Below are 10,909 nucleotides of genomic sequence, written 5' to 3'. Positions count from 1 at the left end.
GAGGGCTACTGGGTTTTCGCGGGCGGACTCGCGGACACCGACGCGGCCACGGTCATCGACAACCGGGGCGAGCAGGCGGTGTTCAGCGACGGGCCTTTCGTGGAGTCGAAGGAGTACCTCGCCGGCGTCTGGGTGTGGGAAGCCCCCGATCTGGATGTGGCACTGAAGCTCGCCACCGAGGCGTCGAAGGTCTGCGATCGGAAGATCGAGGTGCGGCCGTTCCAGTGAGCGACGTCGAGTGGGCGATCACCCGGGCCCACCACGAGGAGTGGGCCCGGGTGGTCGCCGCCCTGACCAGGCGCTTCGGTGACCTCGGCATCGCTGAGGAGGGAGCCGCCGAGGCGTTCGCGACTGCCGTCGAGCGGTGGCCTGCCGACGGCGTACCCCCCAACCCCGGCGCCTGGTTGACCACCACGGCCAACCGCAAGGCCATCGACCGGATCCGTCGCGAGAACAAGCGCGAAGATAAGCAGAAGGAGGCTCAGCTGGTGTACGGCGACGACTCGCTCGAGCCTCCCGGCGCCATCGACGACGACAGGCTCAGGCTGATCTTCACCTGCTGTCATCCGGCGCTCGCGATGGAGACCCGCGTGGCGCTGACGCTGCGCATGGTCGGCGGTCTGACCATGCCTCAGATCGCCCGTGCCTTCCTGGTGCAGGAGACCGCGATGGGGCAGCGGATCACCCGCGCGAAAGCCAAGATCAAGGCGGCTCGCATCCCCTACCGCGTGCCGCCCGCGGAAGATCTCCCGGCACGCGTCTCCGGGGTACTCGCCGTCCTCTTCCTCGTCTTCAACGAGGGCTACCTGGCGACCGGCCCCGACACCGATCCCGTACGTCACGACCTGACCGCCGAGGCGATCCGGCTCACTCGCCTGATCCGCGCGCTCCTGCCGGACGACGGTGAGGTGGCCGGGCTGCTGGCGCTGATGCTCGTCATCGAGGCCCGCAGCACCGCCCGGGTCTCGGCCGGCGGCGAACTGGTCGCCCTCGACGAGCAGGACCGTGGGGCCTGGGACGCGGCGCTGATCGCCGAGGGGCACCGGCTGGTGCGTGAGCGCCTCGCCGCTGCCGCGGCCGGGGTGGCTCCGGGTCGCTACCAGATTCTCGCGGCGATCAATGCCGTGCACACCTCCGCCCGCGACATGCGCGACACCGACTGGTCGCAGGTCGTCGCCCTCTACGACCAGCTCGTCCGCCTTGAGCCCTCGCCGATCATCGCCCTCAACCGGGCCATCGCGGTCGCCGAGCTCGACGGCCCCGAGGTGGCGATGGCTGCCGTCCACCGCCTTGGGGACAAGCTGGCCGGCTATCACGCATACCACGCCACCCGCGCCGACCTGCTGCGCCGACTGGGCCGCAGCCAGGAGTCACGAGCGGCCTACGACAAAGCCATCGAGCTGGCGGGCAACACCGCCGAGACCGCCTACCTGACTCGCCGCCGCGACCAGTTGGGGTAGCCCGGGATCTCGTACTCGCGACCTGGCAAGGCGAACGATGTGCCGCTCAACGAGGAAACGCTGCCACCTGTACGCGATCGCTGTCGTCGTCGGAGAGGAACAACGCTAGTTCCCGCTCCTGCTCGGCGACGGCGGTGTGCTCGGCTCGGGACAAGCGGCGCAGTGGGGCGATGATCACGGTCCCTGCCTCAGCGGTCCACGTGGCGGTGACTCGGCCGTCGACCAGCACGCCGCGCTCGCCGGCGACCGACAGGCCGCGGTGGGCGTGGTCGATGATCCGGCTGCGGTCGTGGTAGCCGAGGATCGCGTTGTCGAACGCGGGTAGGGCCCGCGGTCCAACGGCCGGCCAGTGCGCGTTGAGCGTCCGGCCGAGCTCGGGCATCGTGCGGGGCCGCTCGTCTGCCAGCACCGCCCGTGCAGCCGTCGCGAGTTCGTCGAGGTCCACTCTGTCGAACTCGCGGTGGTATTCGCCGAGTACTCGTTGGCGCAGCATGGCGTCGTGGCGGGCTCGCCAAGCCAGTGCGTCGTCGGCGGTGACGAGGTGCACCGTGCGGCGCATGAGGTGGGTCCGCACCACGCGTCGCGCGATCATCAGGTCGTCGAGTGCGGCCGGGTCGAAGGCACGCAGCCGTGACCAGAGCCCGACGAACGGTTCCTGGGGTTCCTGCGCTTGCAGACCGCAAGGCGGAGGTACTCGAGGTTCTGGTGGACGGATTGGCGCAGATCTTCGGGCTGCCGGGCGGGGGCCAGCCGCCCTGCTGGTCCCGGGTCGCGCCGACCTTGGTCACGATGTGCAGCGATTCGGGGTACGGGTGCAGCGCTTCACGGATCAGCCGGTTGGTGACGCGCGGCCCGTAGGCGTCGCTGGTGTCGATGTGGGTGATTCCGAGGTCGACGGCCTCGCGGAGGACGGCGAGTGCGCCGTCAGGGTCGGCTGGTGGCCCCATGACCCCGGGTCCGGCGAGCTGCATGGCGCCGTAGCCGAACCGGGTGACGGTCAGGCCACCCAGCGTCCAGGTGCCGCCGGGAAAGGAAGGGGAGAGCGTGCTCATGCCTCGACCTTTTCTGTTGAACCAGGTGGTGGTGCCTAACGGCTCCTTGCTCCATCATGGGTAGGTAACTTCCTAATAGGAAGTAGGCACCTCGGAGTGCGTAAGACACCCACGGGTTAGAGGAGTGGTCGATGGTTACGAAGACGGCGGCCCAGAAGAGGGCACAGACCAAGGCGGAATATGACGCTTTCCTGGCGGCATGTCCCAGCCGCAAGCTGCTCGACCGGATCTCCGACAAGTGGGTCACGCTGATCCTGGCTGGGCTGGGCAGCGACGGCTCGCATCAGCTCGGCGCCGCCTGCGCCGGCGAACCCCGGTCGATGCGCTACTCGGAGTTGTCTCGGCTGCTGGCAGGCGTCAGCCAGAAGATGCTCACTCAGACGCTGCGCTCCTTGGAACGTGATGGTCTCGTCATCCGCACCGCGACGCCGACCGTGCCCGTCACGGTCACCTACGAGCTGACCGAACTCGGCCTCTCACTGCACCAGATGATGCGCGGCCTCAAGACCTGGGCCGAGATGCACATGGACGATGTGCTCGCCAACCGTGCGACGCACGACACCCGCACCGCCTGAACCAAGGAACGAAGGCGTCATATCAGCCTCGCCGCGACGGATTCCGGCAGACGTTCGAGGGTGTTTCCTCGCAGCGAGAGCTCGCGTAGTCGGGACAGTTGGCCGATCGTGTCGGGGAGGCTGGACTCCTGGTTGTGCTCGGCGCGCAGTTCGATGAGCTCGCGCATGGTCCCCACGGTCTCCGGGAGCTGGGTGAGGCTGTTCTCACAGGCGGTGGAGCAGCCCGACCTTCGGTGAGAGCGTCGCCAGCGCCTGCCAGTGCCGCCGTCTCGGTGACGGGCGTCGCAGTCCTTGACCTCCCTAGTTAGGTTTGCATAGCCTAAGTAGGTTCGGATCAAGGCCGGATCGGCTGCGTACGAGGAGAGTTCGTGGGTTTCTACGAGGAAGAGTTTTTCACCGCCGTACCGGATCCTCTTCCGCTGGTGGTGAGGCTTGCCCGCACGGGGCTGTTCGACGACTACGTGGTCTACGAGAACGGCGGGACCTGGACGTTTGCCGGTGGCGCGCTCGCCACGGTGTCCCTGGACGCGCGTCAGGTCTCGGTCCGGCTGGCGGACGGCGACGAGGTTTCGCGGCCGTGGTCGGGCTCGCCGGCCGACGCGCTGCGCCGGGCGCTGGACGCGCTGCCGATCACCGAGTGGAACGCCTATGGCTGGCTCGGCTTCGACTTCGCGGGCATGATCGAGTCGCTCGCGTCGCAGCGTTCCGCGGCTCCGACCGGCGAACTGGCCAGGCTGATCGTGCCGCGGACCGAGGTCCGGATCGATTCCGACGGGGTGCTGCTCCGCGGGGTCAACGCCGACGAACGCGCCCGCGTGCGCGAGCTGCTGGACACCCCGGCCGAGGCCGGCGCGCATACGACGTCGGAGATCGATGTCCGCACCGGCGGCGACGCGTATCGGGAGCGCGTCGCGCAGGCGGTCAAGGAGATCCGGCAGGGGCAGTACCAGAAGGTGATCCTGTCCAGGAGCGTGCGGATCCCGTTCCCCGCCGACATCGTCGCCACCTACGAGCTCGGACGCCCGAGCAACACGCCGGCTCGCTCGTTCCTCTTGCGGCTCAACGGAAGCCAGGCTGCCGGGTTCAGCCCAGAGATCATCGTGACGGTCGACTCGGCTGGGCGTGTCGTCACGCAGCCGCTGGCCGGGACCCGCGCGTTCGGCCGGGGTATCGAAGAGGACGCCGCCGCACGCACCGAGCTCGAGTCGGATCCGAAGGAGATCTTCGAGCACGCTGTTTCGGTGCGGACTTCGCAGCAGGAACTGCGTGAGGTCTGCCGTCCGGGCACCGTCGGCGTCGACGACTTCATGGGCGTCAAAGAGCGCGGCAGTGTTCAGCATCTGGCGTCGCTGGTCAGTGGGACGCTCGACGACAAGCGGACAGCGTGGGACGCGCTGGAAGCGGTGTTCCCGGCGGTGACGGCGTCCGGGATCCCGAAACGCGAGTCACTGGACGCGATCCTCAGGCTGGACGAGACCCGCCGAGGCTTGTACTCGGGCGCGGTGCTTTCGGCGTCGCACGACGGTTCGCTCGACGCGGCGCTCGTGTTGCGCGCGGTGTACGAGCAGGACGGGCAGGCGTGGCTGCGCGCGGGCGCCGGCATCGTCACCGACTCGACGCCGGCGCGCGAGTTCGAGGAGACGTGCGAAAAGCTCTCCAGCGTCGCCCCCTTCGTCGTCCGCGCCCACTGACGATTCCGCGCGAGTGCACCCGGCGACCGCCTGGGTGCACCTCACGCGCTCGCGGTGCGGTGGCGCCAGAGGAGCCAGCCGAGGTAGGCGCCGCCGAGGGCCGCGGTGGCGACTCCGACCGGCAGCAACGTCGAACCGGCGACACGCTGGGCGGCGAAGTCGGCCAGTAGCACCAGAAGTGCGCCCATCCAGGCGGCGGGCAGCAGGTTCGGGCCGGTCGCCCTGGTGAGACGTTTGGCGAGCTGCGGGGCGGTGAGCGCGACGAACGCGATCGGCCCGGCGGCGGCCGTCGCCGCCGCGCAGGCCGCTGTGCCGACGACCAGCAGGTAGAGCCGGCTGCGTTCGATCGGGACGCCGAGCGACTGCGCTGCCTCGTCGCCCATTTCCAGCATTTTCAGCCACTTACCGCCGAGCAGGATCGCCGGCACGATCACCACGAGCGCGACCGCGAGCGGCACGGCGTCGCTCCAGCTACGGTCGTTGAGACTGCCGGTGATCCACACCGTCGCGCGGCCGGCGTCGGTGACGCTGGCGTTGACCAGCAGGTAGAAGTTGACGGACTGCAGGATCGCGCTGACCCCGATGCCGATCAGCACGAGCCGGTACCCGCGGACGCCCTTCTGCCACGCGAGCAGGTAGACGAGCAGCGCGGTGACGAGCCCGCCGACGACGGCGCCGAGCGACACCGCGGCCGCGCTGCCGCCGAGCACCAGGATCACCAGCAGCCCGCCGGTCGCCGAGCCGTACGTGAAGCCGACGATGTCGGGGCTGCCCAAGGGATTGCGTGACAGGCTTTGGAACACCGCGCCGCTGATCCCGAGTGCGGCGCCGACCAGGATCGCGACGACGGCTCGCGGCAGGCGCAGGTCCAGTACCGCGAAGTTGCTGACCCGGCTGCCGTTGCCGAGCAGCGTGCGTACGACGTCCGCCGGGGCCACCGAGATCGGCCCGGTGCCGAGGGCGACGATGGCGACCACCACGATCGCGACGAGCAGCAGTACCGAAACGAAAAGGTTTCTTTTCACAGTTGTGCCACCCTGCTGCGCCGGACGAGCAAGATGAACACCGGCGCGCCGAGCACCGCCGTGACCACCCCGACGTCGAGTTCCTGGCGGGCGACGACCCGGCCGATCACGTCGGCGGCGAGCAGCAGGGCCGGCGCGAGGACCATGCAGTACGGCACCACCCAGCGCTGGTCCGGCCCGGTGATGGCCCGGACCATATGCGGCACGGCGAGTCCGACGAACACCAGCGGCCCGACGGCGGCCGTCGAGGCACCCGCGAGCAGCGTGATCGCGAGCAGCGTGAGGACGCGGGTCCGGGTCAGGTTCGCGCCGAGCGCGCGGCCGGCGTCGTCGCCGAGCGCGAGTGCGTTGAGCGGCCGGGCGAGTGTTCCGGCCAGCACCAGGCCGGCGATCAGGAACGGTGCGACCCTGGCGAGCGTGGCGCCGTCGACGCGGGTGAGCGAGCCGACCGTCCAGAAGCGCATCTGGTCCAGCGTCTGGGAGTTGAGCAGCATCGCGGCCTGGGTGATGCCGGTGAGCGCGGCCGACACAGCCGTGCCGGCGAGTGCCAGCCGGACGGGCGAGGCGCCGGTGCGGCCGCCGCTCGCGAGCAGGTACAGCACAGTCCCGGCGATCGCAGCGCCACCGAAGGCGAACCAGACGAACGATCGCAGGTCGGTGAGTCCGAAGACACTGACCGACAGCGCCGCCGCCGCCGCGGCTCCCGCGTTGACGCCGAGCAAGCCGGGGTCGGCGAGCGGGTTGCGGGTCAGCGCCTGCATCAACGCGCCTGCGACACCCAGCGATGCGCCGACCGCGATGCCGACGAGGGTGCGCGGGACCCGGAGGTCCCACACCACGAAGTGGTTGTCGGGCGAGGAGTCGCCGAACAACGTCGTGAGCACTGTGGACAGTGACATCGAGCGAGAGCCGACCGCGACGCTGACCAGCGCGACGGCGATCAGCACCAGCGCGGCCGCTCCGAGTCCGGCGGCGCGCCTGCGGTTCGCCGTGTTCACCCGTCGGCCAGCAGCCGGCCGAGTGCCTTCTTGCTGATCTTGCCCACCGTGGTCAGCGGGAAGGTGTCCAGGATTTCCAGCCGGTCGGGCAGTTTGTACGCGGCGACCCCGCGTTCGCGGAGGAACGCCGTCAGCTCGCGCAGTATGGGTGCCGCCGAGCCGTTCTTGACCACGAGGAACGCGCAGGTGCGCTCGCCCATGACCTCGTCAGCCATGCCCACGACAGCTGCGTCGTGGACATCGGGGTGCGCGAGGAGGTGGTTTTCGAGTTCCTCGGCGGGGATCTTCTCGCCGCCGCGGTTGATCTGGTCCTTCACCCGGCCTTCGACGACGAGGTGCCCCGAGGGCAGCGCGCGGACGAGGTCGCCGGAGCGATAGAAGCCGTCTTCGGTGAACGACCGCGAGTTGTGCTCCGGCGCTCGGTAGTAGCCGCGCAGTGTGTATGGGCCGCGCGTGAGCAACTCGCCACTTTCGCCGTCCGCCACCGGTTCCCCGTCGACGTCAACGATCCGGATTTCATCGGCGGCCGAGAGCGGCCTGCCCTGCGTCTCGATGAGGACTTCGTTCGGGTCGTCGAGCCTGGTGTAGTTCAGAAGTCCTTCCGCCATCCCGAAAACCTGCTGCAACGTACAGCCCAGCGTGTCACGGACACGCGCGGCCGGCTCCGCGTTGAACTTCGCGCCGCCCACCTGCAGCAGCGCCAACGACGAGAGGTCGTTGTCGCTCCACTCGGCGGTTTCCAGCCACAGCAGGGCGATCGGCGGGACGACTGCGGTGGCGGTGACCTTCTCGCGCTCGATGAGCTCGAACCCGTCGTCCGGGCTCGGGGTGGGGGACAGGACGACGGTGCCGCCGGCGGCGAACGTGCCGAGGATGCCGGGGCAGGCGAAGGCGAAGTTGTGCGCCGCGGGTAACGCGACGAGGTAGACGGTGTGCTCATCGAACCCGCACAGCTCCGCGCTGGCTCGCGCGTTGTACAGGTAGTCGTTGTGGGTGCGCGGGACCAGCTTCGGCGTCCCGGTGGTCCCGCCGGAAAGCAGGAACAGCGCGACTTCCGACGGATCCGAGTCGTCCAGCGGGACGGGTTTCGCTTCGGGCAGCGCCGTGAACTCCTCGGCCTCGCCGACTACGAGGACGTGCCGCAGCGATGGCACGGCCTTCCGCACGGTTCGCGCCAGCGTCCGGTAGTCGAAGCCGGCACCGTCGTCCTCGGCGATGAGGTATGCGGTCGCTTCGCTGAGCTCACAGAGCGGGACGATCTCGCTCTCGCGATGCGCGGGAAGGGCGAGCACGGGTGGCGCGCCAATCCGCAGCAGCGCGAAGATCGCGACCACGAACTCGCTGATGTTGGGCAGCTGGACGACGACCCGGTCGCCGCGGCGCAGACCGAGTTCGACCAGGCCCGCAGCGATTCGGGCGGCCTTCGTGTCGAGCTCGGCGTAGGTCCAGCGGTCGCCTTCGGGGCCGACGAGCGCGGTGCGATCCGGGTGGACGCGGGCGCCGTCGGTGAGCAGCGTGTCGAGCGGACGATCTGCCCAGTACCCGGCCTCGCGGTACTTTTCGGCCGTCTCCGGTGGCCAGGGCACGCAGCCGTCCAGCATTCCCGCTCCTACGTAGTGATGGGATCAAGTTAGGTTAGGCTAGCCGATGCCCAGAGACGGTTGGACGAAGCACTCGAGGGGATGACGGCCTTGCGGCTTGGAGAACTGGTCGTCGATGTCGCGCCGTTGCGCACCAGCGTTCCGTTCCGCCGGGTGTTCGCCGCGCAGACGCTGACCGTGGTCGGCTCGAGCCTGACGAATGTCGGGGTCAACCTGCAGGTTTTCCAGCTCACCGAGTCCTCTCTGCAGGTCGGCCTGGTCAGTCTGGTGTTCGGGTTGGCGTTGTTGCTCGGGTTGCTCGTCGGCGGGGTGCTCGCCGACCGCTTGGACCGGCGCAAGGTCGTGCTCGGTACGCGGGCCGCGGTGGCCGTGGTGCTCGCCGGGCTCGCGATCAACGCGGCGCTGCCGTCGCCGATGCTGTGGTTCGTCTATGTCGCCGCGGTGTTCGCCGGCGGGATCAACGGACTCGGCGGCGCCGCTCTGATGGCGGCGGTCCCGACGCTCGTCGGCCCGAAACTCATTGCCGCTTCGGGCGCGTTGTTCACCGTGACCAGCCAGTTCGGCGCGATGATCGGCCCGGCACTCGCCGGTCTGGTCGCGGCCGGACCCGGGATCGCGGTGTGCTTCGGCGTCGACGCCGTGGGGTATGTGATCGGCGTCTCGCTCATGTGGTTCCTGCCCTCGTTGCCGGCCGCGCCGTCGGACGAGCCGAAGCAGCATCCGTGGCGATCGGTCGTCGAAGGGTTCCACTTCGTCCGCCACAACCAGGTCGTCGCGGGTCTGCTGGTCCTCGACGTGTGGGCGATGGTGTTCGCCATGCCGTACGCCCTGTTCCCGCAGCTGGGCACGCAGGTGTTCGACGGCGGCCCGGCAGCGGTGGGCCTGCTCTACACCGCTCCCGCGATCGGTGCCTTCCTCGGCGCGCTGACCAGCGGGTGGACCGGTCGCGTCCGCCACACCGGGCGCACGCTGATCGCCGCGGTCACGGTGTGGGGCCTGGCGATCGCGTGCTTCGGGCTCAGTGGCAGCCTGTGGCCGGCCCTGGCGTTCCTCGCGCTGGCCGGCCTCGGCGACACGGTGTCGGAGATCCTGCGCCGGGCGTTGCTGCAGCACTACACGCCTGATCACCTGCAGGGCAGGGTCGGCAGTGTGTGGCTCGCGCAGGCGACGGGCGGGACGGCCGTCGGTAACGTGGAAGCCGGGCTAGTCGGACGGTGGTTGGGCGCCTCGGGCGCGGTGTTCGCCGGTGGGCTGGTGTGCGTGGCAGGGGTCGCGCTCACCGCCATGGCCATGCCGAAGTTGCGGGCGGCGAGCCTGCTGTCGCCGTCCGCCGACGAACTTGCCGCATCCGGCACGAGGAGCTGAGTCCGTGCCACTGGTCGAGATCAACGGGATCCCGCTGAACTACACCGAAACGGGCTCCGGCGAGCCGGTGGTGCTGGTGATGGGTACCGGGGCGAGCGGCCGGGTCTGGTTCCTGCATCAGGTGCCTGCGCTCGTTGATGCCGGCTACCGCGTGATCACGTTCGACAACCGCGGAATCGGGCCGAGCGGCGGCACGAGCGGCTTCACCATCGAAGACCTCGTCGCGGACACCGTGGGCCTGATCGAGCACCTCGGGCTCGCGCCCTGCCGGCTCATGGGGACGTCGATGGGTGCGCAGGTCGTCCAGGAACTGGCGCTGGCCCGGCCCGAGTTGGTTCGCCAGGCGGTGTTGCTCGCGACGCGCGGACGTGACGACGCGATGCGAACGGCGGTCCGCGAAGCCGAACGCGAGCTGCGAGGAAGCGGCCTGCGGCTTCCGGCTCGGCATGAAGCGATCGTGCGGGCGTTGAAGAACCTCTCGCCCAGGACGTTGAACGACGACGTCGCGCTTCAGGACTGGCTCGACGTTTTCGAGATGTCGCCGACGCTGTGGACCGACGGCGTGCGCGCGCAGCTCGAGCTGGGCATGACCGAGAGCAGGCTGCCCGCCTATCGCGGGATCAAGGTGCCCTGCCTGGTGGTCGGGTTCGCCGACGACGTCACGCTGCCACCGCACCTGGGACGCGAAGTCGCCGAAGCGATCCCGTCGGCGTCGTATGAGGAACTCGATGGGTGCGGTCACTACGGCTATCTCGAACGCCCCGACGACGTCAATGCGTTGCTGCTGAAGTTCTTCAGGCACTAGAAGTCGCGCTGGTCACGTTCTTGGCCACCGTCGGCGGTGGACTCCCGGTACTCCCTTGTCTAAGGTAAGGCTCAGCTAACTTAGAGAGGGAGTGAATCTCGGTGACGAACCCGTTCGACGACGAAACCGGCCGCTTTTTCGCGCTGATCAACGACGAGGGCCAGTACTCGCTGTGGCCCGTGTTCGCGGAGGTCCCCGCGGGGTGGACGGTCGTCTTCGGTGAGGACAGCCGCCAGGCGTGCCTGGACCACATCGAGGTGAACTGGGTGGACATGCGCCCGCGCAGCCTCGTGGTCGCCATGGACGGTGCGGACTCGGCCGGCAGCGAGTCCTGAGC

General features: G+C 69.3%; 12 protein-coding genes and 1 pseudogene. 7 read left to right on the top strand and 6 right to left on the bottom strand.

Translation table 11 applies throughout. The features are described from left to right. Together JWQ81_RS37015 and JWQ81_RS37010 are read left to right on the top strand one after the other, a co-directional pair. Positions 1-228: YciI family protein (locus tag JWQ81_RS37015; RefSeq protein ID WP_297549078.1), on the top strand; the 228-nt coding region annotated here is incomplete at its 5' end. Further along, a complete protein-coding gene (locus JWQ81_RS37010; protein ID WP_297549076.1) occupies positions 225-1,460 on the top strand; it encodes a DUF6596 domain-containing protein in 1,236 nt (411 codons plus the stop codon). The genes JWQ81_RS37015 and JWQ81_RS37010, both read left to right, overlap by 4 nt. A gap of 46 nt (positions 1,461-1,506) precedes the next feature. Here the strand turns inward: JWQ81_RS37010 and JWQ81_RS37005 are convergent, their stop codons facing one another. Continuing rightward, positions 1,507-2,175, bottom strand: a complete 669-nt coding sequence (locus JWQ81_RS37005) for a crosslink repair DNA glycosylase YcaQ family protein (RefSeq protein ID WP_297549086.1) — start codon at positions 2,173-2,175, stop codon at positions 1,507-1,509. Beyond that, positions 2,157-2,512 (bottom strand): annotated as a pseudogene (locus tag JWQ81_RS37000) (aldo/keto reductase); the annotation flags it as partial. The gene JWQ81_RS37005 and the pseudogene JWQ81_RS37000, both read right to left, overlap by 19 nt. Positions 2,513-2,643: 131 nt before the next feature. On the opposite strand from JWQ81_RS37000, the gene JWQ81_RS36995 reads away from it, so the two are divergent. Continuing rightward, a complete protein-coding gene (locus tag JWQ81_RS36995; protein WP_297549074.1) occupies positions 2,644-3,087 on the top strand; it encodes a helix-turn-helix domain-containing protein in 444 nt (147 codons plus the stop codon). Positions 3,088-3,104: 17 nt separating this feature from the next. Here the strand turns inward: JWQ81_RS36995 and JWQ81_RS36990 are convergent, their stop codons facing one another. Further along, positions 3,105-3,254 (bottom strand): hypothetical protein, encoded by a 150-nt coding sequence (locus tag JWQ81_RS36990; RefSeq protein ID WP_297549072.1) that lies wholly within the window; start codon positions 3,252-3,254, stop codon positions 3,105-3,107. A gap of 201 nt (positions 3,255-3,455) precedes the next feature. Here JWQ81_RS36990 and JWQ81_RS36985 point away from each other — a divergent pair, with 201 nt between their 5' ends. Further along, the gene (locus tag JWQ81_RS36985; RefSeq protein WP_297549070.1) at positions 3,456-4,778 is read left to right on the top strand and encodes a salicylate synthase; all 1,323 of its coding nucleotides are present in this window, start codon (positions 3,456-3,458) and stop codon (positions 4,776-4,778) included. A gap of 41 nt (positions 4,779-4,819) precedes the next feature. Here the strand turns inward: JWQ81_RS36985 and JWQ81_RS36980 are convergent, their stop codons facing one another. The 3 genes from JWQ81_RS36980 to JWQ81_RS36970 are packed head-to-tail and all read right to left on the bottom strand — an operon-like array spanning position 4,820 to position 8,402. Continuing rightward, positions 4,820-5,803, bottom strand: a complete 984-nt coding sequence (locus JWQ81_RS36980) for an iron chelate uptake ABC transporter family permease subunit (protein WP_297549068.1) — start codon at positions 5,801-5,803, stop codon at positions 4,820-4,822. After that, positions 5,800-6,801, bottom strand: a complete 1,002-nt coding sequence (locus JWQ81_RS36975; protein WP_297549066.1) for an iron chelate uptake ABC transporter family permease subunit — start codon at positions 6,799-6,801, stop codon at positions 5,800-5,802. Before JWQ81_RS36975 ends, JWQ81_RS36980 begins: the two co-directional genes overlap by 4 nt. Next, positions 6,798-8,402: a (2,3-dihydroxybenzoyl)adenylate synthase gene (locus JWQ81_RS36970; protein WP_297549064.1), complete on the bottom strand. Its 1,605-nt coding sequence runs from the start codon at positions 8,400-8,402 to the stop codon at positions 6,798-6,800. Before JWQ81_RS36970 ends, JWQ81_RS36975 begins: the two co-directional genes overlap by 4 nt. A 60-nt stretch (positions 8,403-8,462) precedes the next feature. Here JWQ81_RS36970 and entS point away from each other — a divergent pair, with 60 nt between their 5' ends. From entS to JWQ81_RS36955, 3 genes are all read left to right on the top strand, one after another. Further along, the gene (gene entS / locus JWQ81_RS36965; protein ID WP_297549062.1) at positions 8,463-9,767 is read left to right on the top strand and encodes an enterobactin transporter EntS; all 1,305 of its coding nucleotides are present in this window, start codon (positions 8,463-8,465) and stop codon (positions 9,765-9,767) included. 4 nt (positions 9,768-9,771) lie between these two features. Then, positions 9,772-10,572, top strand: coding sequence for an alpha/beta hydrolase (locus tag JWQ81_RS36960; protein ID WP_297549060.1), 801 nt, complete (start codon positions 9,772-9,774; stop codon positions 10,570-10,572). Positions 10,573-10,673: 101 nt separating this feature from the next. After that, positions 10,674-10,907: an MbtH family protein gene (locus JWQ81_RS36955; RefSeq protein ID WP_297549059.1), complete on the top strand. Its 234-nt coding sequence runs from the start codon at positions 10,674-10,676 to the stop codon at positions 10,905-10,907. The last annotated feature ends 2 nt before the right edge of the window (positions 10,908-10,909 follow it).

It is taken from the genome of Amycolatopsis sp. (genome assembly GCF_025464955.1).
Classification (GTDB): Bacteria; Actinomycetota; Actinomycetes; order Mycobacteriales; family Pseudonocardiaceae; genus Amycolatopsis.
Note: the sequence above shows the minus strand (reverse complement) of the source record. Positions and strands in the feature narration are given on the sequence as shown.